Annotated in this window: 26 protein-coding genes; 10 read left to right on the top strand and 16 right to left on the bottom strand. The window is 52.0% G+C overall.

Annotation, left to right across the window (positions count from 1 at the left end):
* Positions 1–32: 32 nt before the first annotated feature.
* The 7 genes from entC to H9644_RS12645 all read left to right on the top strand — a co-directional run bounded on the left by entC (position 33) and on the right by H9644_RS12645 (position 7,471).
* Positions 33–1,208, top strand: a complete 1,176-nt coding sequence (gene entC, locus H9644_RS12675; protein ID WP_191774779.1) for an isochorismate synthase EntC — start codon at positions 33–35, stop codon at positions 1,206–1,208.
* A gap of 9 nt (positions 1,209–1,217) precedes the next feature.
* Positions 1,218–2,828 (top strand): (2,3-dihydroxybenzoyl)adenylate synthase EntE, encoded by a 1,611-nt coding sequence (gene entE / locus H9644_RS12670; RefSeq protein WP_064528996.1) that lies wholly within the window; start codon positions 1,218–1,220, stop codon positions 2,826–2,828.
* A gap of 13 nt (positions 2,829–2,841) precedes the next feature.
* Positions 2,842–3,699 carry an enterobactin biosynthesis bifunctional isochorismatase/aryl carrier protein EntB gene (gene entB, locus H9644_RS12665; RefSeq protein ID WP_191774777.1) on the top strand — a complete coding sequence of 286 codons (858 nt, stop codon included), beginning with the start codon at positions 2,842–2,844 and terminating at the stop codon, positions 3,697–3,699.
* Positions 3,699–4,445 carry a 2,3-dihydro-2,3-dihydroxybenzoate dehydrogenase EntA gene (gene entA, locus H9644_RS12660; protein WP_191774918.1) on the top strand — a complete coding sequence of 249 codons (747 nt, stop codon included), beginning with the start codon at positions 3,699–3,701 and terminating at the stop codon, positions 4,443–4,445. Before entB ends, entA begins: the two co-directional genes overlap by 1 nt.
* 2 nt (positions 4,446–4,447) lie before the next feature.
* A complete protein-coding gene (gene entH, locus H9644_RS12655) occupies positions 4,448–4,861 on the top strand; it encodes a proofreading thioesterase EntH (RefSeq protein WP_064528993.1) in 414 nt (137 codons plus the stop codon).
* A gap of 180 nt (positions 4,862–5,041) precedes the next feature.
* Entirely contained in the window at positions 5,042–7,147 is a 2,106-nt protein-coding gene (gene cstA, locus H9644_RS12650; RefSeq protein WP_001043161.1) for a pyruvate/proton symporter CstA, read from the top strand.
* Positions 7,148–7,273: 126 nt separating this feature from the next.
* Positions 7,274–7,471, top strand: a complete 198-nt coding sequence (locus H9644_RS12645; RefSeq protein WP_000460431.1) for a YbdD/YjiX family protein — start codon at positions 7,274–7,276, stop codon at positions 7,469–7,471.
* 9 nt (positions 7,472–7,480) lie between these two features.
* Here the strand turns inward: H9644_RS12645 and hcxA are convergent, their stop codons facing one another.
* The gene (hcxA, locus tag H9644_RS12640) at positions 7,481–8,569 is read right to left on the bottom strand and encodes a hydroxycarboxylate dehydrogenase HcxA (RefSeq protein WP_191774775.1); all 1,089 of its coding nucleotides are present in this window, start codon (positions 8,567–8,569) and stop codon (positions 7,481–7,483) included.
* 108 nt (positions 8,570–8,677) lie between these two features.
* On the opposite strand from hcxA, the gene ybdL reads away from it, so the two are divergent.
* Positions 8,678–9,838: a methionine-oxo-acid transaminase gene (gene ybdL / locus H9644_RS12635; protein ID WP_191774773.1), complete on the top strand. Its 1,161-nt coding sequence runs from the start codon at positions 8,678–8,680 to the stop codon at positions 9,836–9,838.
* Here the strand turns inward: ybdL and H9644_RS12630 are convergent, their stop codons facing one another.
* From H9644_RS12630 to dsbG, 4 genes are all read right to left on the bottom strand, one after another.
* Positions 9,839–10,468 (bottom strand): IbrB-like domain-containing protein, encoded by a 630-nt coding sequence (locus tag H9644_RS12630; protein WP_191774771.1) that lies wholly within the window; start codon positions 10,466–10,468, stop codon positions 9,839–9,841.
* Entirely contained in the window at positions 10,441–11,661 is a 1,221-nt protein-coding gene (locus H9644_RS12625) for a phosphoadenosine phosphosulfate reductase (protein WP_191774768.1), read from the bottom strand. Before H9644_RS12625 ends, H9644_RS12630 begins: the two co-directional genes overlap by 28 nt.
* 146 nt (positions 11,662–11,807) lie before the next feature.
* On the bottom strand, positions 11,808–12,710 hold the full coding sequence (gene citR / locus H9644_RS12620) for a DNA-binding transcriptional repressor CitR (RefSeq protein WP_191774766.1): 903 nt from the start codon (positions 12,708–12,710) through the stop codon (positions 11,808–11,810).
* A 209-nt stretch (positions 12,711–12,919) separates the two neighbouring features.
* Positions 12,920–13,666, bottom strand: a complete 747-nt coding sequence (gene dsbG / locus H9644_RS12615) for a thiol:disulfide interchange protein DsbG (protein ID WP_191774764.1) — start codon at positions 13,664–13,666, stop codon at positions 12,920–12,922.
* Positions 13,667–14,039: 373 nt separating this feature from the next.
* Here dsbG and ahpC point away from each other — a divergent pair, with 373 nt between their 5' ends.
* Positions 14,040–14,603, top strand: coding sequence for an alkyl hydroperoxide reductase subunit C (gene ahpC, locus H9644_RS12610; RefSeq protein ID WP_000052796.1), 564 nt, complete (start codon positions 14,040–14,042; stop codon positions 14,601–14,603).
* Between the two features lie 244 nt (positions 14,604–14,847).
* Positions 14,848–16,413: an alkyl hydroperoxide reductase subunit F gene (gene ahpF / locus H9644_RS12605; protein ID WP_064528987.1), complete on the top strand. Its 1,566-nt coding sequence runs from the start codon at positions 14,848–14,850 to the stop codon at positions 16,411–16,413.
* Positions 16,414–16,532: 119 nt separating this feature from the next.
* On the opposite strand, the gene uspG is transcribed toward ahpF, so the two are convergent.
* From uspG to citC, 11 genes are all read right to left on the bottom strand, one after another.
* Entirely contained in the window at positions 16,533–16,961 is a 429-nt protein-coding gene (gene uspG / locus H9644_RS12600; RefSeq protein ID WP_064528986.1) for a universal stress protein UspG, read from the bottom strand.
* Between the two features lie 123 nt (positions 16,962–17,084).
* Positions 17,085–17,174 (bottom strand): small membrane protein YldA, encoded by a 90-nt coding sequence (gene yldA, locus H9644_RS21965; protein WP_368027512.1) that lies wholly within the window; start codon positions 17,172–17,174, stop codon positions 17,085–17,087.
* A 141-nt stretch (positions 17,175–17,315) separates the two neighbouring features.
* The gene (gene rnk / locus H9644_RS12595) at positions 17,316–17,726 is read right to left on the bottom strand and encodes a nucleoside diphosphate kinase regulator (protein ID WP_064528985.1); all 411 of its coding nucleotides are present in this window, start codon (positions 17,724–17,726) and stop codon (positions 17,316–17,318) included.
* A 229-nt stretch (positions 17,727–17,955) separates the two neighbouring features.
* Entirely contained in the window at positions 17,956–18,762 is an 807-nt protein-coding gene (gene rna / locus H9644_RS12590) for a ribonuclease I (RefSeq protein WP_064528984.1), read from the bottom strand.
* Between the two features lie 112 nt (positions 18,763–18,874).
* Positions 18,875–20,338, bottom strand: coding sequence for a citrate/succinate antiporter CitT (gene citT / locus H9644_RS12585; protein WP_191774762.1), 1,464 nt, complete (start codon positions 20,336–20,338; stop codon positions 18,875–18,877).
* Between the two features lie 50 nt (positions 20,339–20,388).
* The gene (gene citG, locus H9644_RS12580) at positions 20,389–21,267 is read right to left on the bottom strand and encodes a triphosphoribosyl-dephospho-CoA synthase CitG (RefSeq protein WP_064528982.1); all 879 of its coding nucleotides are present in this window, start codon (positions 21,265–21,267) and stop codon (positions 20,389–20,391) included.
* The gene (citX, locus tag H9644_RS12575; RefSeq protein WP_000550408.1) at positions 21,242–21,793 is read right to left on the bottom strand and encodes a citrate lyase holo-[acyl-carrier protein] synthase; all 552 of its coding nucleotides are present in this window, start codon (positions 21,791–21,793) and stop codon (positions 21,242–21,244) included. The genes citG and citX overlap by 26 nt, the downstream gene beginning before the upstream one ends.
* A 3-nt stretch (positions 21,794–21,796) precedes the next feature.
* A complete protein-coding gene (gene citF / locus H9644_RS12570) occupies positions 21,797–23,329 on the bottom strand; it encodes a citrate lyase subunit alpha (protein ID WP_191774760.1) in 1,533 nt (510 codons plus the stop codon).
* 10 nt (positions 23,330–23,339) lie between these two features.
* Positions 23,340–24,248: a citrate (pro-3S)-lyase subunit beta gene (gene citE, locus H9644_RS12565; protein WP_000622357.1), complete on the bottom strand. Its 909-nt coding sequence runs from the start codon at positions 24,246–24,248 to the stop codon at positions 23,340–23,342.
* On the bottom strand, positions 24,245–24,541 hold the full coding sequence (gene citD / locus H9644_RS12560) for a citrate lyase acyl carrier protein (RefSeq protein ID WP_000700703.1): 297 nt from the start codon (positions 24,539–24,541) through the stop codon (positions 24,245–24,247). The genes citE and citD overlap by 4 nt, the downstream gene beginning before the upstream one ends.
* 14 nt (positions 24,542–24,555) lie before the next feature.
* Positions 24,556–25,614 carry a [citrate (pro-3S)-lyase] ligase gene (gene citC, locus H9644_RS12555; RefSeq protein ID WP_105289163.1) on the bottom strand — a complete coding sequence of 353 codons (1,059 nt, stop codon included), beginning with the start codon at positions 25,612–25,614 and terminating at the stop codon, positions 24,556–24,558.
* Positions 25,615–25,714: the final 100 nt, after the last annotated feature.

The raw sequence follows: 25,714 nt of genomic DNA, 5'->3' as shown, positions 1-25,714 counted from the left end.
TATTAAAGCCTTTATCGTTTGTGGAGGATGATATGGATACGTCACTGGCTGAGGAAGTACAGCAGACCATGGCAACACTTGCGCCCAATCGCTTTTTCTTTATGTCGCCGTACCGCAGTTTTACGACGTCAGGATGTTTCGCCCGCTTCGATGAACCGGCTGTGAACGGGGATTCGCCCGACAGTCCCTTCCAGCAAAAACTCGCCACACTGTTTGCCGATGCCAAATCGCAGGGCATTAAAAATCCGGTGCTGGTCGGGGCGATCCCCTTCGATCCGCGTCAACCTTCGTCGCTGTATATTCCCGAATCCTGGCAGCCATTCTCCCGTAAAGAAAAACAAGCTTCCGCGCGCCGTTTCACCCGCAGCCAGGCGCTGAATGTGGTGAAACGCCAGGCAATTCCGGAACAAGCCACTTTTGAACAGATGGTTGCCCGCGCCGCCGCACTTACCGCCACGCCGCAGGTCGACAAAGTGGTGTTATCTCGGTTGATTGATATCACCACCGACGCCGCCATTGACAGCGGCATACTGCTGGAACGCTTGATTGCGCAAAACCCGGTTAGTTACAACTTCCATGTCCCACTGGCCGATGGTGGCGTCCTGCTGGGGGCCAGCCCGGAACTGCTGCTGCGCAAAGATGGTGAGCGTTTTAGCTCCATTCCGTTGGCTGGCTCTGCGCGTCGCCAGCCAGATGAAGTGCTGGACAGGGAAGCGGGTAATCGTCTGCTGGCGTCAGAAAAAGATCGCCATGAACATGAACTGGTGACCCAGGCGATGAAAGAAGTGCTACGCGAGCGCAGCAGTGAGTTACACGTTCCCTCCTCTCCACAACTGATTACCACGCCGACGCTGTGGCATCTCGCGACGCCATTTGAAGGCAAAGCTCATTCGCAAGAAAACGCGCTGACCCTGGCCTGCCTGCTGCATCCGACTCCTGCACTGAGTGGTTTCCCGCATCAGGCCGCGACTCAGGTTATTGCTGAACTGGAACCGTTCGACCGCGAACTGTTTGGCGGCATTGTTGGTTGGTGTGACAGCGAAGGTAACGGCGAATGGGTGGTGACTATCCGTTGCGCGAAGCTGCGGGAAAATCAGGTACGTCTGTTTGCCGGAGCGGGAATTGTGCCTGCGTCATCACCGTTGGGCGAGTGGCGTGAAACGGGCGTCAAGCTTTCTACCATGTTGAACGTTTTTGGACTGCATTAAGGAGTGAGGATGAGCATTCCATTTACCCGCTGGCCGGAAGAGTTTGCCCGTCGCTATCGGGAAAAAGGCTACTGGCAGGATTTGCCGCTGACCGACATTCTGACTCGTCACGCCGCGAGTGAAAGCATCGCGGTTATAGATGGCGAGCGACAGTTAAGTTATCGGGAGCTGAATCAGGCGGCGGATAATCTTGCCTGTAGCCTGCGCCGCCAGGGAATTAAATCGGGTGAAACCGCGCTGGTACACCTGGGTAACGTCGCTGAACTTTACATCACCTTTTTCGCGTTGCTGAAACTGGGCGTTGCGCCAGTGTTGGCGCTATTCAGCCATCAGCGTAGCGAACTGAACGCCTATGCCAGCCAGATTGAACCGGCGTTACTGATTGCCGATCGCCAACATCCGCTGTTTAGCGGGGATGATTTCCTCAACACGTTTGTTGCAGGGCATTCCTCCATTCGCGTGGTGCAACTGCTGAACGATAGCGGCGAGCATAATTTGCAGGATGCAATTAACCATCCGGCAGAGGATTTTACTGCCACGCCGTCACCTGCCGATGAAGTTGCGTATTTCCAGCTTTCCGGCGGCACCACTGGCACGCCAAAACTGATTCCGCGAACTCACAATGACTACTATTACAGCGTGCGCCGTAGCGTTGAGATTTGTCAGTTCACACAACAGACGCGCTACCTGTGTGCGATCCCGGCGGCCCACAACTACGCCATGAGTTCGCCTGGATCGCTGGGTGTGTTTCTCGCTGGCGGCACCGTCGTTCTGGCGGTCGATCCCAGCGCCACGCTCTGCTTCCCATTGATTGAAAAACATCAGGTTAACGTTACCGCGCTGGTTCCGCCGGCAGTAAGTCTGTGGTTGCAGGCGCTGACCGAAGGCGAAAACCGGGCGCAGCTTGCCTCGCTAAAACTGTTACAGGTCGGCGGCGCACGTCTTTCTGTAACGCTTGCGGCGCGTATTCCCGCAGAGATTGGTTGCCAGTTGCAGCAAGTGTTCGGCATGGCGGAAGGGCTGGTGAACTACACCCGTCTTGATGATAGCGCGGAGAAAATTATCCATACCCAGGGCTATCCAATGTGTCCGGACGATGAAGTGTGGGTCGCCGATGCTGACGGAAATCCACTGCCGCAAGGGGAAGTCGGGCGCCTGATGACGCGCGGGCCGTATACCTTCCGCGGCTATTACAAAAGCCCGCAGCACAATGCGAGCGCCTTTGATGCCAACGGTTTTTACTGTTCCGGCGATCTGATCTCCATTGATCCAGAGGGTTACATCACCGTGCAGGGGCGCGAGAAAGATCAGATCAACCGTGGCGGCGAGAAGATCGCTGCCGAAGAGATCGAAAACCTGCTGCTGCGCCATCCGGCGGTGATCTATGCCGCACTGGTGAGCATGGAAGATGAGCTGATGGGCGAAAAAAGCTGCGCTTATCTGGTGGTGAAAGAGCCGCTGCGCGCGGTGCAGGTGCGTCGTTTCCTGCGTGAGCAGGGCATCGCCGAATTTAAATTACCGGATCGCGTGGAGTGTGTGGATTCACTTCCGCTGACGGCGGTCGGGAAAGTCGATAAAAAACAATTACGTCAGTGGCTGGCGTCACGCGCTTCAGCCTGAAGGAGAGAACACGATGGCTATTCCAAAATTACAGGCTTACGCACTGCCGGAGTCTCACGATATTCCTCAAAATAAAGTCGACTGGGCATTTGAACCGCAACGCGCCGCGCTGTTAATTCATGATATGCAGGACTATTTCGTCAGCTTCTGGGGTGAGAACTGCCCGATGATGGAGCAGGTGATCGCGAATATTGCGGCGCTGCGCGACTACTGCAAACAGCACAATATTCCGGTTTATTACACCGCCCAGCCGAAAGAGCAAAGCGATGAAGATCGGGCGCTGTTGAATGATATGTGGGGACCGGGCCTGACCCGTTCGCCAGAGCAACAAAAGGTGGTGGATCGCCTGACGCCAGATGTCGACGATACGGTGCTGGTGAAGTGGCGCTACAGCGCGTTTCATCGTTCTCCGCTGGAGCAAATGCTCAAAGAGAGCGGACGTAACCAACTGATTATCACCGGGGTATACGCGCATATTGGCTGTATGACCACCGCCACCGACGCGTTTATGCGTGATATAAAACCGTTTATGGTGGCGGATGCGCTGGCCGATTTCAGCCGTGACGAGCATTTGATGTCGCTGAAATATGTGGCCGGGCGTTCCGGTCGGGTGGTGATGACCGAGGAACTGCTGCCGACGCCAATTCCCGCCAGCAAAGCGGCGCTGCGTGAGGTGATCCTGCCGTTGCTGGATGAATCCGATGAGCCGTTCGATGATGACAACCTTATCGACTACGGTCTGGATTCGGTGCGTATGATGGCACTGGCGGCGCGCTGGCGCAAAGTGCATGGCGATATCGATTTTGTCATGCTGGCGAAAAATCCGACCATCGACGCATGGTGGAAGCTACTCTCCCGCGAGGTGAAATGATGGATTTCAGCGGCAAAAATGTCTGGGTAACCGGCGCGGGGAAAGGTATCGGCTACGCCACGGCGCTGGCGTTTGTTGAAGCGGGAGCGAAGGTTATCGGCTTTGATCGGATCTTTGCGCAGGAGAATTATCCCTTTGCAACCGAAGTGATGGATGTTGCCGATGCTGCGCAGGTCGCGCAGGTTTGTCAGCGACTGTTAGCGCAAACGGAGCGACTGGACGTGCTGGTCAATGCGGCGGGAATTTTGCGTATGGGCGCGACCGATCAGCTAAGTAAAGAGGACTGGCAGCAGACTTTTGCGGTTAACGTCGGTGGCGCGTTTAACCTGTTTCAGCAGACCATGAACCAGTTTCGCCGTCAGCGGGGCGGGGCTATTGTCACTGTGGCGTCCGACGCTGCGCACACGCCGCGTATAGGTATGAGTGCTTACGGCGCGTCGAAAGCGGCGCTGAAAAGCCTGGCGTTGAGCGTCGGGCTGGAACTGGCGAGTAGCGGCGTGCGCTGTAATGTGGTTTCCCCTGGTTCCACCGATACTGATATGCAACGCACGCTGTGGGTGAGCGATGACGCCGAAGAGCAGCGTATTCGCGGCTTTGGCGAGCAGTTCAAACTCGGCATTCCGCTGGGGAAAATTGCCCGCCCACAGGAGATTGCCAACACAATTTTGTTCCTCGCCTCTGACTTCGCCAGTCATATCACGCTACAGGATATCGTGGTGGACGGTGGTTCAACGCTGGGAGCATAAGCATGATCTGGAAACGCCATTTAACGCTCGACGAACTCAACGCCACCAGCCATAACACGATGGTGGCGCATCTGGGAATTATTTATACCCGTCTGGGCGATGATGTGCTGGAAGCCGAAATGCCGGTCGATACGCGAACTCATCAGCCGTTTGGCCTGCTGCATGGCGGCGCGTCGGCAGCGTTGGCGGAAACGCTGGGATCGATGGCCGGATTTATGATGACTCGTGACGGTCAGTGCGTGGTAGGAACGGAACTTAACGCCACACATCATCGCCCGGTGTCTGAAGGCAAGGTGCGCGGTGTCTGCCAGCCGCTGCATCTTGGGCGGCAAAATCAGAGTTGGGAAATCGTCGTTTTCGATGAACAGGGGCGGCGTTGTTGTACTTGTCGGCTGGGGACGGCGGTTTTGGGATGAACACGACAAAATAAAATGAGATTGCAGGAAAACCCGGTTAACGGAGTGATCGAGTTAACATTGTTAAGTTAATTATTGGTTTTAACTCTTATTTGTTTGGTTATCGCGTTGTTAAATTCCGCAAAGATGTTATAGAAACAAAATGTAACATCTCTATGGACACGCACACGGATAACAATTATGAACAAATCAGGGAAATACCTCGTCTGGACAGTGCTCTCTGTAATGGGAGCATTTGCTCTGGGATACATTGCTTTAAATCGTGGGGAACAGATCAACGCGCTGTGGATTGTGGTGGCGTCGGTCTGTATCTATCTGATCGCTTATCGTTTTTATGGTCTGTATATCGCCAAAAATGTGCTGGCGGTTGACCCGACGCGTATGACGCCCGCGGTGCGCCATAACGACGGGCTGGACTATGTGCCGACGGATAAGAAAGTGCTGTTCGGTCACCATTTTGCAGCCATTGCTGGAGCAGGACCGCTGGTGGGGCCGGTGCTGGCTGCACAGATGGGCTACCTGCCGGGGATGATCTGGCTGCTCGCCGGGGTGGTTCTCGCCGGTGCGGTACAGGATTTCATGGTGCTGTTTGTTTCCACGCGCCGTGACGGTCGCTCGCTGGGTGAGCTGGTCAAAGAAGAGATGGGGCCAACCGCCGGGGTGATTGCGCTGGTGGCCTGCTTTATGATCATGGTCATCATCCTTGCGGTGCTGGCGATGATCGTGGTGAAAGCTTTGACCCATAGCCCGTGGGGAACGTATACCGTTGCGTTCACCATTCCGCTGGCGTTGTTTATGGGGATCTACCTGCGCTATCTGCGTCCGGGCCGTATTGGCGAAGTTTCGGTGATTGGCCTGGTGTTCCTGATTTTCGCCATTATCTCTGGTGGCTGGGTGGCAGAAAGCCCGACCTGGGCGCCGTACTTTGACTTTACCGGCGTACAGTTGACCTGGATGCTGGTGGGCTATGGTTTTGTGGCGGCGGTGCTGCCCGTATGGCTGCTGCTGGCTCCGCGTGACTATCTCTCTACCTTCCTGAAAATCGGGACCATCGTCGGTCTGGCGGTGGGGATTTTGATCATGCGTCCGACGCTGACCATGCCTGCGTTGACCAAATTTGTCGATGGCACTGGCCCGGTATGGACCGGTAACCTGTTCCCGTTCCTGTTTATCACTATCGCCTGTGGTGCGGTATCTGGCTTCCATGCGCTGATCTCTTCCGGTACTACGCCGAAGATGCTGGCGAACGAAGGGCAGGCGTGCTTTATCGGCTACGGCGGGATGTTAATGGAATCCTTCGTGGCGATTATGGCGCTTGTTTCTGCCTGTATCATCGATCCGGGCGTGTACTTTGCTATGAACAGCCCGATGGCGGTATTGGCTCCGGCAGGTACGACGGATGTCGTGGCTTCTGCGGCGCAAGTGGTGAGTAGCTGGGGCTTTGCGATTACCCCAGATACGTTAAACCAGATTGCCAGCGAAGTCGGTGAACAGTCGATCATTTCCCGTGCGGGCGGTGCGCCAACGCTGGCGGTAGGGATGGCCTACATTCTGCACGGCGCGCTGGGCGGCATGATGGATGTGGCGTTCTGGTATCACTTCGCCATTCTGTTTGAAGCACTGTTTATTCTGACGGCGGTGGATGCGGGTACGCGTGCTGCGCGCTTTATGTTGCAGGATCTGCTTGGCGTGGTTTCTCCGGGCCTGAAACGGACCGATTCACTGCCTGCTAACCTGCTGGCAACGGCGCTGTGCGTGCTGGCGTGGGGCTACTTCCTGCATCAGGGCGTGGTCGATCCGCTGGGCGGTATTAACACTCTGTGGCCGCTGTTTGGTATTGCCAACCAGATGCTGGCAGGGATGGCGCTGATGCTCTGTGCCGTGGTGTTGTTCAAGATGAAACGTCAACGTTACGCCTGGGTGGCGCTGGTGCCAACGGCCTGGCTGCTGATTTGTACCCTGACCGCAGGCTGGCAGAAAGCGTTTAGCCCGGATGCGAAAGTGGGCTTCCTGGCGATTGCTAACAAGTTCCAGGCAATGATCGACAGCGGCAATATTCCGTCGCAGTACACCGAATCACAGCTGGCGCAGCTGGTGTTCAACAACCGTCTGGATGCTGGATTGACCATCTTCTTTATGGTGGTTGTGGTGGTACTGGCGCTGTTCTCGATTAAGACAGCACTGGCGGCGTTGAAAGAGCCGAAGCCGACGGCGAAAGAAACGCCGTATGAGCCAATGCCGGAAAACGTTGAAGAGATCGTGGCGCAGGCGAAGGGCGCGCACTAAAGTCAGAGTGAGGGGGAGTGTTGGCATAGTGCCGATGGTTCCCCTCATCCTCAGCATTTCCAGGCCAGGTAAGGCGTTCGCGCCGCATCCGGCACTATCTCTGCAATCTGATTACCGGAGTTAAAGATGTTTGATTCACTGGCAAAAGCCGGAAAATATTTAGGTCAGGCGGCGAAGCTGATGATTGGCATGCCCGATTACGATAACTATGTCGAACATATGCGGGTTAACCATCCTGATCAAACACCGATGACCTACGAGGAGTTTTTCCGTGAGCGGCAGGACGCGCGCTACGGTGGAAAAGGCGGCGCGCGCTGCTGTTAAATCTGCATGTCAGGCTTTAAACGATTCCACTTTTTCGAACGCTGCACGCAAGGTATTAGGTGTCAGCGTGACCGGCAGATAATGAATGGATTCCACCGGACGCAAGGTGTGGGCAATCACTTTGTCGATTTCCGCCTGATTATTGATATCCACTTCCAGCTCCGCCAGCGTGGTCGGCAGATGAAAGCGCTGATACGCCCCGGTTAATTGCGCCAGCTCATCATCCTGACCCAGCAAGGCACTTTGCACCAGAATACCGTAAGCGACTTTGGTGCCGTGGAGAAATTTCTCGGTTTGCGGTAGCACGGTCAGACCGTTATGCACGGCATGGGCTGCTGCAACGCGAGTAAAACGATCGCCCAGGCCACCCACCATTCCGCCTCCGGCGATAATCGCATCCACCACATCGCAAAATGATTGCGTTAGTTGGCGATTTTGCTGATCGGCAAGCGCCTGTTCGCTACTGCTTAACAAGACGTCGCGAATGGCCTGCGCGTTATTGATCCCCAGTCGCACGGTTAGCGGCAACGTTGCTGGCTGCGGGGCCAGCACCACCGCTTCATACCATTTCGCCAGCGTGTCACCGATCCCCGCCAGCAGATATTGTTGCGGCGCATTGAGGATAATCTCCGGTTCCACCAGCACCATAAAATTAGCGTCGTCGAAAATTTCATAATGTAGCGCCTGTCCGGCATCGTTATACCAGACGGAGAGTGGTGTCCAGGCGGCGCAGGTAGCGGCGATCGTTGGAACGGCAACAAACGGCAAACCGAGATGGCGGGCGAGGGCTTTCGCGGTGTCGAGCAGTGCGCCGCCGCCAACGCCAATCACCACGCTGCGATCGTCACCGGACTCAGCCGCCAGATGTTGCACATCGCCTTCGCTGCAATGACCACGAAATAAAATATGCTTTGCGCCAGGTAGTTCAAACGCAGGCGGCAGTTTTGTTTGCGCCGCAGCAATGGCGCGTTCGCCATAAACCCACACTGCGTGAGAAAGCTGTTCATCGGTGAAAAAATCATGCAGGCGATTAAGACTTCCTGGATGAGAAAAATAGTTAGCCGGGCCGACGACGACGCGGATAGGATTGTGAGGCATGTTGTGTTGTCCTTATTGTTTTATTTAGACATCTAAACGTCTTGATTGCCAAATACTAGCATCGTGTTATAGTGCCTTCAACACGCAACTTCGTCAGGCACAATAAAAATGACAAATAACTCTCTGATTCCACAAAGCAAACTTCCACAACTTGGCACCACTATTTTCAGCCAGATGAGCGCCCTGGCGCAGCAGCAGCGGGCGATTAACCTGTCGCAGGGCTTTCCTGATTTTGATGGTCCGCGCTATTTACAGGAGCGTCTGGCGTACCACGTTGCCCAAGGGGCAAACCAATACGCGCCCATGACCGGCGTGCAGGCATTACGTGAGGCGATTGCTGAGAAAACTGCGCGGCTTTATGGCTATCAACCGGATTCTGATAGTGACATCACCGTGACGGCAGGGGCGACGGAGGCGTTATATGCGGCGATTACCGCATTGGTGCGCAATGGTGATGAAGTGATTTGTTTTGATCCCAGCTATGACAGTTACGCGCCCGCCATCGCGCTTTCGGGGGGAATAGTGAAACGTATTGCGCTGCAACCGCCGCATTTTCGCGTTGACTGGCAGGAATTTGCCGCATTGTTAAGCGAGCGCACCCGGCTGGTTATCCTCAACACGCCGCATAATCCCAGCGCCACTGTCTGGCAGCAGGCTGATTTTGCCGCTTTGTGGCAGGCGATTGCCGGGCACGAGATTTTTGTCATTAGCGATGAAGTCTACGAGCACATCAACTTTTCACATCAGGGCCATGCCAGCGTACTGGCGCATCCGCAGCTGTGTGAGCGGGCGGTGGCGGTGTCATCGTTTGGCAAGACCTATCATATGACTGGCTGGAAAGTGGGCTATTGCGTTGCGCCAGCGCCCATCAGTGCCGAGATCCGCAAGGTGCATCAGTATCTGACCTTTTCGGTCAATACCCCGGCGCAACTGGCGCTTGCCGATATGCTGCGCACAGAACCTGAACATTATCTTGCGTTACCGGACTTCTATTGCCAGAAGCGCGATATTCTGGTGAACGCCTTAAGCGAAAGCAGGCTGGAGATTTTACCCTGCGAAGGTACTTACTTTTTGCTGGTGGATTACAGCGCGGTTTCTACGCTGGATGATGTTGAGTTTTGCCAGTGGTTGACGCGGGAGCACGGCGTGGCGGCGATTCCGCTGTCGGTGTTTTGCGCCGATCCCTTTCCGCATAAACTCATTCGTCTCTGTTTTGCCAAGAAGGAATCGACGCTGCTGGTGGCGGCTGAACGCCTGTGCCAGCTGTAGTTATTTAACCGTCCAGGCGCGGGAATATTGGCGGTCGGCAAACAGTTCTTGCAGGCCGTTAATTTGCTTCAGGCGCAACACTTCGTCGCTATCCATTCCCAGCTCTTTGCCGATTTTATTATCGTCCCATCCCAGTTGGCATAGTTCACGGACAATTTCCGACATTGCCGTGATTTGGTGGCGTCCACGAGCGCGGTTATGACGTATAGTCGCGGCGATGCGCTGATTACGCGCACCTTCCAGGCAGGTTACCGGCAAATAACCTTTTAGGCGTAATTTTAACGATGATGAGCTTTTACCTATTTCATGGCGGTGGAAACCATCCACGATTTCCAGAGCATTTTTATCCGTATGCGTGACCACAATGGGTTGGGTAAAACCATCTATTTCAATGGATTTTTGCAGCAGTTTTTTTTCGGGTGGTGCCACGTTATTTGGGTTGTAATCATTAGGCATAAGTTGGCTGTTTTTAACCCACAAAACACAATCCACCGGCTCTTCCCGAAAAGGACTCACCTGATGGATCGCCATGCGGATTTCATTAATCGCTTTGATGCGATCGTCTTCCGGCAAGCTGGCGAGAAATTGGGTTAAATCTTGCGTTAATCGTTGTTGCATAGTATCCCCCATTCCTGACGTTTTCCTTTTATCCGTTCGTTATAACGCTGATAATTTTTTGCTTTTGTGGGGCTAAATGATAATGCCCGACACCAGTAATCGTTATTAAGCAACACTTTGCATATTCGCCGCCAGGAGGGGATATCTTTTGCGCCAATGTCCCCTTGCTGGGTTTGTGGAACTTCGATGCCTTTTTTCTGATACCAGTGCAAATAAATGGCGATTTTATTGCGGTAATGTTCAGCTGTTTTCTCCGGCATGCTGTTGAGCAGCAATAATGCATACTCTTGCCAGTCTAAATGCTCTGGTTTGAGGATTTTCCGATGACCATAAAAATGGTTGTCATGCCCGGCGTAAATGCCACCGCTTTTTACCCCGCTGACTCGTGCGCACATGGCAGCCCAGCGATCCGGTTCGATAACGTGATAGAGCCATAATCCTTGCCGTTGCTCCGGGCCAAATGGTTCGCAAATTCGCATATGACGTAGAGGAACGCCTGCCTGATACATCAGGTTATACAGTGGGTTACAGAGATTTTGATGATTTGCATACCAGGTCCATATATCGGCTACTTTCCAGTCGTAGATGGGGTAAATGTACCAGCTATGACCGCCCGGTGCGGCAGTGGTCCAGGGTTTATCATCGGCAAAACGTTGTTTATTTAAACTGGCGATGGCGACAAAACGGTTGTAGGACTCGTCAGCCCTGATGCCGATCATCATCGCCGCCGGACGTTTTTGTGAAAACCATTCGGCAAACTCGCGCACAAATTGTTCGAAAGTCATGCCTGGCTGGTAAAAGGGGAAAAAGTCAGGATCGGTTATCGCATCTTCCGGGGGCTGGCGCACCCATTCGACATCAGGTTCCCAGCACTGCCATTCGGGTTGATATTGGGATAATGAATTTTGTGTTGTTAACGGTAGTGCCACCCAATAAAACGTTTCGATGACATCTGCATACTGCTCCCGTAGCGATTGAACATAGTCAATAGTGCAAGAAAACTGTGCTTCCCAGTCGATAAACAGAACGTATATTTTTTTGCCCATTTTTCTGGCGAGAGCTGCGGTTAGATGGAGCATTAAACCTGAATCTTTACCCCCAGAAAAAGAGACACATACGCGGGGCAGAGTGCTGAGTGTCCAGGTAATACGGTCATGAGCTGCTTCCAAAATATTAAGGGGAAGCGGGATTTTATAAATGGACATCTAAAGATGCTCTCTGAACCTTACAGGTAGATAATGCGATAGTTTTTTAATTATAAAGTAAATAAATTCAAATAAGATATATTATTTTATGTATTTACATTGTGAATTTTCCATTGAAAAACATTTTGCTAGCAGATAGATGTTTATTATAAGTTGTCATTCAAACGATCAATGAATCGTGAGAAGGCAAGGTTATTTAATGATGTTTTATTATAGGACATATAAAGCGTGTTTGATGGCAATGGCTGTTCAAGTTTTATTTGTTTCAGTTGAAGTATTTTATGGTAACTGCGGTATAATTCGTAAGGCACAATACCAATTAAATCGGTAACTGCAATTGTATTAATAATGGTAAACAGAGAGGAGCTACGAAACGATATTTTACGGTTTGCCATGAGTGCATCTATTTCCATCTGAAAATCTTCTAATCCAGGAATTTTAGATATCAGAAAGGTAAATTCTTCATCAAGAATTTGAGCATGGGTACTCCGTTCATTTATTCTCGGATGGGTAGTGCTACAGATGAGCGTATTACGAATTGACTGAAAAGGGACACAGCTCACAGAACGGCTGATAACCGGTGTCAATGTCACTACGAGATCTGCTTTACGGTAAGCCAGTAAATCTTCGGCGCTTTCTACTGCCATCATAATGTCATGATGTTCAATGTCGACAACCGCATCCTGGCGCAGACTATTGATCAAAAGGCTGCTGTTTGTCGCAGAGACGAATTGTGGACCATAGATTATAAATTTTTTCTTTAATTCAGATTTATTGACGATATTTATTGTTTGTTCCAGGTTTCTAAGGTTTTTCTCAAGATGATGATGAAGATTTAACCCAGTAGTTGTTGGCGCAATACCTTTTCCGGCACGAATAAACAAAGGATCATTAAATTGCGTACGTAAGCGTTGTAGAGACTGACTAACAGCAGAGGGCGTTATATATAGTGATTCTGCAGCCTTACTAATGCTGAGATGTTGGTAAATGCACTCGAAAATTACCAGTAAATTCAAATCAAATTTTTTTAAGTCGTAAAGATTGGCCATGATGCACTCCATTTATATCATTGCACTCATCGTAATATTCATTAAACTAATAATGCGAAGTCATGTATTTTTATTTATTATGTTTTTTTACTTAATTCATGATTAAGTTTTTCTAAAATAGCATAGTCGGTTTATTGTTTGTGAGCAATTATTGCGGTTTTCAGGATAACTGAAATACTGTATGTATTTCAGTTATCCATGATTTGATGTTATTTATTTCCCATGATGATATTTAAGGTCTTTTTATCCGGTAATCCGACCGCCTGTTGCAGTGTATTCTCCGGACTCATGTAATAGATAGCAGGCGTGACGTTTGCGCCAAGTTCATCCATCAGTTTTTCATTGGCGCTTAAGATTTTCATCTGCTCTACGCCAACGGTGGCAGGGATTTTTAGCTTTAGCTTCTTGTCTGATGCTTCATACTCTTGCCATGCTTTAGCCGGATCTTTAGCCGCGAGGATCGCCGCAGCAGTAGCTGGGCTTTCCGGTTTGATTACGCCAACCAGTAGTGTGCGAAGCTGAACTTTGCCAGCCTCAACCCACGGGCGAGCCTGTTGCCAGAATTGTTTACAATACGGACAAAATGGATCGGCGAAGACGTAGACAATGACCGGCGCGTCTTTTTTACCGTCGAGGATCCAGTGGGATTGCTCCATCCGTTGCCACATTTCACGACCGGCTGGCGCATAAATCTCTTTTTCGATAAGCGTGTTACTCAGGTTTTCACCTTTTTCGTTGTACATGTAACCAGAGATAGCGTGCTTACCATCTGGAGTCAGGTAGATGGTGACCCCCATATCCTGATACTTTCCGAGATAACCTTTCATTCCTCCGGGGGCATCGAACGATTTGATAATCGTAATGCCCTGTTTCTCAATCGCTTTTACTGGGGCCGGGAGTTCCTCTGCGAAGGCGACGGCAGGAAGCAGTGCCAGTAAAAGTATCTTTTTTAACATTAATTTGTCCTTTTCAGTCAGTGCAAAATTTGAGTAAAAGGCATAACCTATCACTGTCATAGGTAAGAGCTTAGAACAGGTGATTGCCCTTTGTTTATGAGGGTGTTGTAATCCCTCTCGTCGTTGCGATCGTCATCGCAACACCGCAGCCTGCTGAACAGGCGCTGAAGATACCAAAGGGTAGTTCAGGTTACGCGGCCACCTGGAAAGGGGTCCCATTTTACTTTTTATCGCCGCTGGCGGTGCAAAGTTCACAAAGTTGTCTTACGAAGGTTGTAAGGTAAAACTTATCGATTTGATAATGGAAACGCATTAGCCGAATCGGCAAAAATTGGTTACCTTACATCTCATCGAAAACACGGAGGAAGTATAGATGTCCTTGATTAACACCAAAATTAAACCTTTTAAAAACCAGGCATTCAAAAACGGCGAATTCATCGAAATCACCGAGAAAGACACCGAAGGCCGCTGGAGCGTCTTCTTCTTCTACCCGGCTGACTTTACTTTCGTATGCCCGACCGAACTGGGTGACGTTGCTGACCACTACGAAGAACTGCAGAAACTGGGCGTAGACGTATACGCAGTATCTACCGATACTCACTTCACTCACAAAGCATGGCACAGCAGCTCTGAAACTATCGCTAAAATCAAATATGCGATGATCGGCGACCCGACTGGCGCCCTGACCCGTAACTTCGACAACATGCGTGAAGACGAAGGTCTGGCTGACCGTGCGACCTTCGTAGTTGACCCGCAGGGTATCATCCAGGCTATCGAAGTTACCGCTGAAGGCATTGGCCGTGACGCGTCTGACCTGCTGCGTAAAATCAAAGCAGCTCAGTATGTAGCTTCTCACCCAGGTGAAGTTTGCCCGGCTAAATGGAAAGAAGGTGAAGCAACTCTGGCTCCATCTCTGGACCTGGTTGGTAAAATCTAAATTTCCTTCGTCTTTCGTGCCATAGCGGCGTTGGCGTCGCCCGTTCACCCCGGTCACTTACTTGTGTAAGCTCCCGGGGATTCACAGGCTAGCCACCTTGCTCTGACACGAAATACTTAGGAAATTCACCTAATTAATCGGGTGCTGCGGCACCCGATTTTCTTCCCCGCACCATGATGCAAGCTGCATCCAGGTAGCCGCAGAGGCCGCTTGCATGATGATGTTTAAAGCCCAGGAGATAAACATGCTCGACACAAATATGAAAACTCAACTCAAGGCTTACCTTGAGAAATTGACTAAGCCTGTTGAGTTGATTGCCACGCTGGATGACAGCGCTAAATCGGCAGAAATCAAGGAACTGTTGGCTGAAATCGCAGAACTGTCAGACAAAGTCACCTTTAAAGAAGATAACAACTTACCGGTGCGTAAGCCGTCTTTCCTGATCACCAACCCAGGCTCTAACCAGGGGCCGCGTTTTGCAGGCTCCCCGCTGGGTCATGAGTTCACCTCGCTGGTACTGGCACTGCTATGGACCGGTGGTCATCCGTCGAAAGAAGCGCAGTCTCTGCTGGAGCAGATTCGCCATATTGACGGTGATTTTGAATTCGAAACTTATTACTCGCTCTCCTGTCACAACTGCCCGGACGTGGTGCAGGCGCTGAACCTGATGAGCGTACTGAACCCGCGTATTAAGCACACGGCGATTGATGGCGGCACGTTCCAGAACGAGATCACCGATCGTAACGTGATGGGTGTTCCTGCAGTGTTCGTAAACGGTAAAGAGTTTGGTCAGGGCCGAATGACCATTTCCGAAATCGTTGCCAAAATCGATACTGGCGCTGAAAAACGTGCGGCAGAAGAGCTGAATAAGCGTGATGCTTATGACGTATTAATCGTTGGCTCTGGCCCGGCGGGCGCAGCGGCAGCAATTTACTCCGCACGTAAAGGTATCCGTACTGGTCTGATGGGCGAACGTTTCGGCGGTCAGATCCTTGATACTGTTGATATCGAAAACTACATTTCTGTACCGAAAACCGAAGGCCAGAAACTGGCAGGCGCGCTGAAGGTTCACGTTGATGAATACGATGTTGATGTGATCGACAGCCAGAGCGCGAGCAAACTGATTCCGGCGGCGGTTGAAGGCGGCTTACATCAGATTGAAACGGCTTCTGGCGCGGTACTGAAAGCTCGCAGCATTATCGTGGCGACCGGTGCAAAATGGCGCAACATGAACGTTCCGGGTGAAGATCAGTATCGCACCAAAGGCGTAACCTATTGTCCGCACTGCGACGGCCCACTGTTTAAAGGAAAACGCGTGGCGGTCATCGGCGGCGGTAACTCCGGTGTTGAAGCGGCAATCGACCTGGCGGGTATCGTTGAGCACGTAACCCTGCTGGAATTTGCCCCAGAAATGAAAGCCGACCAGGTTCTGCAGGACAAGCTGCGTAGCCTGAAAAACGTCGACATCATTCTGAACGCGCAAACCACGGAAGTGAAAGGCGACGGCAGTAAAGTCGTAGGTCTGGAATACCGTGATCGTGTCAGCGGCGATATTCACAACATCGAACTGGCCGGTATTTTCGTCCAGATTGGTTTGCTGCCGAACACCAACTGGCTGGAAGGCGCAGTAGAACGTAATCGTATGGGCGAGATAATCATCGATGCGAAATGCGAAACCAACGTTAAAGGTGTGTTCGCTGCCGGTGACTGTACGACTGTTCCGTACAAACAGATCATCATCGCTACTGGCGAAGGTGCTAAAGCCTCTCTGAGTGCTTTTGACTACCTGATTCGCACCAAAACTGCATAAGAAGAAGTAAGATTCACCTGCAATTGTTTAGCCGCTGGGGTCAAACCTGGCGGCTTTTTTTATAAAAAAACGCCCTGCCAGGATTGCTCAGGGCAGGGCGTCATAAATGCGTTAATTTGTTAACGAACAACTAATACCGGCAGATTGGCGTGGCGGATCACGTTGGAAGCGTTGGAACCTAACAGATGGGTTGAAATCGATGGGTTTCGTGAACCGATAACCACGACATCCGCATCCAGTTCTTTAGCTAACTCGTTCACTTCATCTCGCACGCTACCAAAACGGACATGTGTTTTGATACGGGATGGATCAATATTGAAATGGCCGACCATTGTCTGTAGGCGTTCTTCGGCTTCATGTTGCAAATGCTCTTCGAAACGACGCACATCAGCAGCAAAACGGTGCAGACTAAGGCTTGCGGCGCCCGGTAATACATGGAGTAAATGAATTACGCCATCATCCTGGGCGAGAAATTCAGCGTGACGAACTGCTTTGTCGCTCAATTCCATTTCAAATACGTCTACTGGCATAATGATTGTTTTGTACATAAGCATTCCCTCCTTGCTATTGCATGAACATATAACAGCACATTATTGATTATGATTCTATGATTTGCGAAGTTGATTTGATCTGGAATAGCAATTGATCTGGAAAATGAATTAAGTCAGCCACTACCAGCGTTGTTCAAGATATAGCACTGCCACAACAATAATTGCTGCAATGAATATATAAAACGCAGTAATACCGAGAGCTTCGCTCATAGGGGGATCCGCAGGTGAATAACTTGTTCAGATTAGAACGCAGCGGTGAAGAGGAAAATGATAAGTCTGGTTGATATTTAAGCGGAAAGAGGATGCAGAAGCATCCTCTGGGCAAAGCGAATAACGCTTGTGCAGATGGGATTAAAGCAGGTAGTCGCCAGCGGCTTCAGGCTGGTATTCGAGTTCCAGCACTTCAAGGTGAGTTGCGCTACCGCCCGGAAGTTCCCAGTGGATGGTATCGCCAACGCGCAGCCCCAACAGTGCAGCGCCAACTGGAGCCATAACGGAAAGTTGAGTATTGCTGTCGGTCATCTTTGCCGGATACACCAGTGTACGCACACGGACTTCGCCATCGCTAAGATTGCGGAATTTAACCCGGCTGTTCATCGTCACCACATCGTGTGGCATCTCTTCTGGCGAACACATTTGGGCGCGATCCAACTCTGCGTTTAACGCGTCGGCGATTGGCAAACCGGCATAGGCAGGTTGCTCCAGCAGAATATCGATGCGTTCGGCATCCAGGTCGTTAATGATGATTGTTGGTCTGGACATTTTTACTCCATGTCGTCGGTACTGCGAGTGTCGCAGATAAACATACCCAAAAGAAAACCCTCACCGTCAGGCGGCGAGGGTTTAACTCATATGATGATACTGACTGTTGCTCACTCTTTGAAGTGATTTGCGTCACATTCAGGGAATTCCTCAATGCAGCGCATTATGTATAAATCTTAATCGTCATGGTTTATGGAAGACGAATTAGCATGTTTTGTAAATCAGAGGATTAATAACCAGCTTTATCAATCACAAAGGCTTTGCCACAGTTGCCTGGGTGAGGTTGTGGCAAGAATGAGCTTGCCGAGAGCGGCGCATTGATGGCATCAGCTTTGATTGAAATCTGGATTTCAGTCAAATATGCCGGATTACCCTGGCACGTTAACTTGACCGCTTTGACGTTCTCTTTCCCCCAGCTTTTGGCAAAGGCATCGTCAAAGTCACTGCGGCTCACGGTTTTACCATAGTTATCCGCGAGGAATTTTCCGGCTGCGCTCTCTTTTACCTCTTGATTCAGTCGTACCATCGTACCGAAGTAAGCATCCGGATCAAAACCAAAGCAGGCGCCGTGTTTCGCGTATTCATAACGTTCCAGACAGGAACGGCCACCTGCGCCCGGCATAACTTCACTCAATTTAGCTGCTGTTTCCAGCGATAATCCGGTTTCCGGTGAAGAACACATCCGGCTGGCGCGCGCTTCCGGCAGGTTTGGGACTGGGCGAGTGGCGCAGCCGAAGCGCATCCAGCGGCGTTCATCAACACCACGAGCAGCAACCGATTTAGGCAGTCCGGGCCACAGGCCGTGTACGGTCAGGAAATCGGCCTTGTCGGTCGTTTCGGTTTGCAGGCGACACTCATCGCGTTCGTTACGATTTCGATCGTGCTGACTCTGGCAAAAGCCGGTTTGCCAGGAAAGCGCTAAAACGTAACGATCAAAATCGCCATACTGTTTTGCTTGCAACGCAATGGCGTTGGCAGAAGAGAAGGGAAGTAGAGAAACCGCCAGTAAAGCGGCGTTACGCCAGAATGCTTTCATAATGGGTGTGGACTCATACATACACTGAATACTATCTATTAAATCATAAAAAAGCCCGCCTGGTTGGCTAACCTGGCGGGCGCGGTGATTTATTCAGCGTTTGCCGAACGTATTAGTTCCACATGGCGAGAATTGGCCAGCCTACGAGCAACAACATTGAAATGTAGATGACCCCGAAGATAGCGCCAAGACGCCAGTAATCTTTCGATTTCACATAGCCACAGCCGTAAATAATCACACCTGGGCCAGTAGCATATGGGGTCAGACAGCCCATGATACCGATAGACAGCACCAGCAGAATACACAGTTGTTCCATCGGAACACCGGGAATACCTTTACCGACGGCCAGAATAACTGGCAGCATGGTTGCAGTGTGCGCAGACAGGCTGGCAAACAGGTAGTGAGCAAAATAGAACACCAGCACGAGGACGATAACCGTCGCGTTCGGCGAAAAACCTTCCAGGTGCGTACTCATGGTGCTGGCGAACCAGTCGATAAATCCGGAACGAGTCAGGCCATTAGCCATGACGACAAGTGTTGCCAGGTTAACCAGCGTGTTCCATGCGCTGTTATAACGGGTAATGTCTTTCCACGGTACAACGTGCAGCGCCAGCATCAGCGAAACTGCCAGCAGGCCAACCGCAGTGGCATTAATCACTTCGCTGCCAAATACCCACAAACCTAAGCTGAGTAATACAAGGCCAATCAGCGTCCATTCTCTGCGTGTCAGACGCCCCATGGTTTTCAGCTCATCGCCTGCCCAGGTGGCGACTTCTTCACTATGGGTAACTTCCGGTTTGTACAGCACGTAGGAAAGCCACGGCGCAATGATGAGTAAGATAACCCCAACCGGCAGGAAGCAGAGGAACCACTGTAACCAGCTAATCTGGATACCGGCAATTTTGCTGACGAATTCCAGGCCCAGCACGTTCGGCGCCGCGCCGGTGACAAACATGGAGGAGCTAAGACTGGTACTGATGACCATCATCCACATTAAATAACCGCCAATGCGTCGGGAAGACGGATCGTTGGGGAATGATTTAAACAGCGGCGGTAGGTTTTTAATGACCGGGAAAACGGTTCCGCCGGTACGCGCAGTGTTAGACGGTGTAAACGGCGCCAGCAGAATGTCGATAATGACAATCGCATAACCTAACGTCAGCGTGCGTTTACCCATGAATTTCACCAGAAAAAGGGCAATACGACGGCCTAATCCAGAAACTTCATATCCTAACGCAAAGATAAATGCGCCAAATACCAGCCAGACGGTGGTACTGGAAAAACCAGCCAGTCCCCATTTTAGCGCCTGTTTTTGGGCATTAAACGCTGGGTCAGCCAATTCTTTGGCGTCAAAAAGCAGGTAATTACTGCCAATAACGCAAATGGTTACTGCAATAAAACTGATCGCTGTTGCCGGGATTGGCTCGAGGATCATTCCGACAATCATTGCCACAAACACAGCGAAATAATGCCATGCCTGCGGCGGCATACCGTCGGGGACAGGGATAAGAAACATGACACCCATCACCACCAGTGGGGTCAATAATTTCCATATATTATCTTTTGCTAAAGACATACGGGTTCTCCGAAAATTAATATTTCCAAATTTATCAAGTGCTTAAATTATTAAATCTGTGCTAAAAACCAGGTAAGAATCAGCAGGTCGGCGCTGCCGCCGGGGCTGAGATTTCGTTCGATACACTCCCTGTCGAACTGCCGGAGATAATCGAGATCGGCGGGGGTTCGGATGCCCCCTTTTTGCAATAATGTTTGCGCCTCGCGCTGTAGCCAGCGCAGGCCCCCCTCGCCACCGCGCGATGCAACGTTGGTATCGCCGTTCATCGCCATCAGTAGCAGTAAGGTATCGAGCAATGCCAGTTCAGGATCTAGCCCCTGATCCAGCAGAGTGAGGTAGTGCGGCAGGGCGTGCTTGATAACCAGCGGATAACCCGCTTCAGCTTCACCGCGCGCACCGGTAAGGCCAAGTTGCTGGTACAACCGTTGACCTGCGGTCAGTTGTTGATTATTGGTACGCAGTTCGCGCTCGGTCAGACCACGGCAGAAACTTGCCGCCGTCGCACAAATGGTGGCTGGCGTTACCGGTTGGTTGAGCTGATGCAAACGGCCAATTGCTGCGCATACCAGCCCTAAAGAGAAAATGCTGCCTTTATGGGTGTTTACGCCCGCAGTGGCGCGGAACATATCGCCTTCACAGGCCATACCAATTGGGCGTAATCCGTTGAGTACTGCTTCGGGTGCCATTTCTGCACTACAGGCACCAAATTCGATAAAACGGGGTAACCAACCCTGGATCGCCAGTGCGCTACGGTGGAAATCTTCCAGCGCCATATCTTTGTGCGCACCGCAGTTAATGCGATCCACCAGGCCTGGTTTCGGTGACAGATTGACTTCAGTCAGCATGGCGCGCCAGCCCAACAGGGCGTAGTCATTGATTAATGACGCAGCAAGCTTTGTGGTTTTAGTTGACGTTGCAGGCATCGACATCGTTCAGCAGCGCCTCCATGCGGTTGAGTAAATCGGTCAGTTGGTGGGTCTTCCCACGCGCACAGACGGCTGCACTTTGCTCGCACAGCAGGCAGCGGCGAGGCGGCAGCGAATAATCGCGGCGGGAGAGAATTTCGCCTTCGGGCGTCAGGACATCGATATCCCATAAACGCCCGAGAGGATGACTATGCTCAAGCTCAATGGTTGCGAGCTTGAGGTCGCGAGCTGGAGCGGCAATGCTCAACATGCCCTCTGGCCCGCTGGCGGAAACCAGTGCAGCCTGCTCCTGAATTTGCCAGCCCTGTTTTGCGGCTAAAGCGCGCAGGGCAGTTACGCCATGATTAAAAATTCGGCGTGTGACCTCGCTGTCTTTAATCGGACCCGGCGCAACCACAGTAAAGGAAACCAGTGGAACAGGATGGCGCTTGAGCCAGGCGTGTTGCCGCGCTTGCCTTTCATCCCGGCTGACGAGCAGCTCGGGAATTGAAACCGCATGGTGGCTGGCGAGTTCAGGGAGCAGGTGCATGGCTTATTCCTTCACCTGATGCACAACGTCAATCACCGAGCCATCGCGGTAGCGCACGACGGCAACGACGCGGTCGGTGAATTCAATCGGCTGTGGTTCACCGGTCAGCAGACGCGCACGTTCGCGCAGCCACTCAATGGAAACCACTTTAATGCCAGCTTCCTGCAGACGTTCTGCCAGTTCCGGACGTGCCGGGTTAACAGCGATGCCGTGGTCGGTGACCAGAATATCGACGCTGGACCCCGGGGTAATGCAGGTCAGCACGTTATCCACCAGAGTCGGGATACGACCGCGCACCAGCGGTGCAACAATGATGGAAAGCGCAGAGGCAATTGCGGTATCGCAGTGACCGCCGGAAGCGCCACGCAGCACGCCATCAGAACCAGTCAGCACGTTAACGTTGAACTGAGTGTCAATTTCCAGCGCGCTCAGTACCACCACGTCGAGACGATCAACCGATGCACCTTTAGAGCCCCAGTTAGCGTACTGGTTGGCGCTGATTTCGATGTGGTTCGGATTACGCGCCAGTGACTGTGCGGCTTGACCGTCAAAGCTCTGGACGTCCAGCAGTTTGCGGATCAGCCCTTTTTCATGCAGATCAACCATCGTGGCGGTAATGCCGCCGAGGGCGAAGTCGGCGCGAATATCGCGGCTGCGCATTTTGTCTTCCAGGAAACGGGTTACCGCCAGCGAAGCGCCGCCAGTACCGGTTTGCATGGAGAAACCTTCTTTAAAGTAGCCAGAGTTGACAATCACATCCGCGGCGAGGCGGGCAATCAGCAGTTCGCGCGGGTTAGTGGTCATACGGGTCGCGCCTGCGCCGATTTTCGCGGCATCGCCGACACGCTCAACTTTGACGATCAGATCAACCTGATCCTGTTCAATGCTCGCCGGGTTATGCGGATAAGGCAGCAGTTCTTCGGTGAGCATCACCACCTGTTTCGCATTGTCGGCATCGACCATTGCATAACCGAGGGAGCCGCAACAGGCTTTTCCGGTGTAGCCGTTGGCATTACCGAATTCGTCACAGGACGGGACGCCGAGGAAAGCCACGTCGATGCTCAGTTCGCCGCTCTGTACCAGATGCACGCGACCGCCGTGGGAGTGGATTTGCACCGGTTCAGCTAGCAGACCACGGGAGATTTCTTCCGCCAGTGGGCCGCGCAGGCCGGAAGTATAAATACGGGTAACCACACCCTGACGAATATGTTCCACCAGCGGTGCATGGCAATCACTCAGGGAGCTGGACGCCAGGGTCAGGTTTTTAAAGCCCATCTTAGCGATGACGTCCATCACCATATTGACGGTCAGGTCACCGCCACGAAAAGCGTGGTGGAAGGAGACGGTCATACCATCTTGCAAACCAGAGCGACGAATCGCTTCTTCCAGGTTGGCGCACAGTTTACGATCGCGCGCTTTTTCAGCCTGCCAGGTTTGCTTTGGCGAGTTCTGGAAAGCGGCAAGATCGCATTCAGCGCGACGATTCCAGGCCGCTACCCGTTCTTGTCGTTGAGATTGTTCAATTTTCTGCGTCATTTTGATTGCCTTATTCTTCGCGGATGCCGGAAAGTTCTGCACGGGAGAGCACCAGACGGGCGCGATCGATAACCGGACCGTCAACCATCTTGCCGTTCAGGGAAACGACGCCGAGGCCTTCGCGAGCGGCGGCTTCAGCGGCTTCTACAACGCGGCGTGCGTGATCCACTTCTTTCTGGGTTGGTGCGTAGAGGTTGTGCAGCAGATCAATCTGACGCGGGTTGATCAGCGATTTGCCGTCAAAGCCCAGTTGTTTGATGTGGGCGGCTTCTTGCAGGAATCCGGCTTCGTTGTTGGCGTCGGAATAGACGGTATCGAACGCCTGAATACCCGCAGAGCGCGCGGCCTGCAAAATAGAGCAGCGAGCGAACAGCAGTTCAGTTCCTTCCGGAGAGCGTTCTGTACGCAGGTTGCGCACGTAGTCTTCTGCGCCAAGGGCGATCCCGATCAAACGCTCGGAAGCGTGAGCGATTTCCACCGCGCGGGTAATGCCCAGCGGAGATTCAATCGCCGCCAGCAGCCCTGTGCTGCCAGGTTCACGACCGCAGGCTTTTTCAATACGCAGGATCTCTTTTTCGATATCCAGAACGTCCTGAGCGGTATCGGTTTTCGGCAAACGCACAACGTCTGCGCCGCCGCGAACGACGGCTTCCAGGTCGTTAACGCCCCATTCAGAATCCAGTGCGTTAACACGTACGATGGTTTCGATATCGCGATACAGCGGATGTTGCAGCGCGTGGTAGACCATGCGACGTGCGGTGTCTTTTTCACGCAATGCCACGGAGTCTTCCAGGTCGAACATCAGAGCATCTGCCGGGTAGATGAAGGAGTTGCTGACCATCGCGGCATTAGCACCAGGCACGAACAGCATGCTGCGGCGGGTGCGGGTTTTACGTTGTTGCAGCGAAGCGGAAATCATTGGCAATCCTCCCATGGCAGAGCCGGGATACCGCTGGCGCGCGCCAGCAGGGCTTCCAGTCGTGCACGTAAAATGCAGTCCAGTGCGCCTTTGTCATCGACATTCAGCTGTACGCCGCGCACGTTATAGCGGGCGAGAACGTCCAGAATGGTGGTGCGAATCGCATCGCCAAACTGTTTCTCAACGCTGCTGTTGATCTGCAGGTCGATATCCTGCGTATCGAGAGGGGCGATGCGTATCATCACATCCCCAGACTCAAGGGTGCCTGCAACGGCGGGCTGGTTTATTTTCATTTTTCACCTGTTTCTTATGCGGGGGTCTTTTGACGAACTGCCGCGTCCTGGCGGGCGTGTTCAAGCAGATTCTGCAAGTAATGCAGAGTGGTTGCCGGGACCAGTGGCGCGATAGCCGTGAGATCGTTTTTCACCAGCAGTTGACGTACCCGGGAAGCGGATATCGGCAGTTCCTGGTAACGCAGTCGCTCAATTTCAACCAGTTCGATGGGCGGTGCGGAGATGGTCGGTGTTTCCAGCCAGTAGCGCATATCCTGGTTGTACTGGGCGGTCACGCGACAAATGGGTTCAGTACCAACAAAGCGATGAGTAATGCCCAGTGCGGGCGCGAGGTACTGACGGAAAATTTTCAGGTCAATTTCGGTGTAACAATGGTTGATGACGCTCTGTTCTTTAATGAAGTAACAGGGGAACGTGGCGCGGGAGATGATGTACTCAGAGCCGCGATGCACGGTCAGGCGCGGAATATCGGCGGTGCCTTTCAACACCAGATCCAACCGGTCGTCATAGGGAAAGCGTGAAGAATCTTCTTTGACTAAAAATAGATGCAACCAGTCGCACTGTGCCGCAGCTTGTTGAATCAGATAACGGTGGCCGTTAGTAAAGGGATTGGCGTTCATGACGATACAGCCAATCTTCTTCCCTTCATGACGGAATTTCTTCAGCGATTCGGCATAGCGTTTCAGACGTGTGGCGCTGTTTTCCATCAACACCATCACGCCAGGCACGCTGGTTAACGTATAGAAACCGCACTGGCGGAACAGCGCCTCGTATTCGGTTTTGGTATAAATAAACAGATGCGTGCTGTGCCGTTCATAGGCGAGGTTTATCAGTTCGGTGGCTAATGTCAGCGCCAGTCCTTCACCGCGAACAGATTCGCTGATAGCGACGCACTTAATAATATTTCCGGCGATTCCACCGCAAGCGATAAGCTTTTCATTGCGGGTTACGGTAATAAATACTTCGACCGTGGTGTCAACACTCAAATCATTTTCATGCAGAAAGTGGGTAATTTCCGCCATCTTTTTATTTTCTGAACGTTTTACCCGGGTGAAAATATCATTGCCGAACATAATAAATAGTATCCTGAAGGTGCATGTTGTTATCGGTTTGCAACAAATGTTGTTCGGTGTAGCAAATTGATAACCTTTTATTTTCAGTTGAGAGAAAGGG

It is taken from the genome of Escherichia whittamii, assembly GCF_014836715.1.
GTDB classification, from domain to species: domain Bacteria; phylum Pseudomonadota; class Gammaproteobacteria; order Enterobacterales; family Enterobacteriaceae; genus Escherichia; species Escherichia whittamii.
Note: the sequence above shows the minus strand (reverse complement) of the source record. Positions and strands in the feature narration are given on the sequence as shown.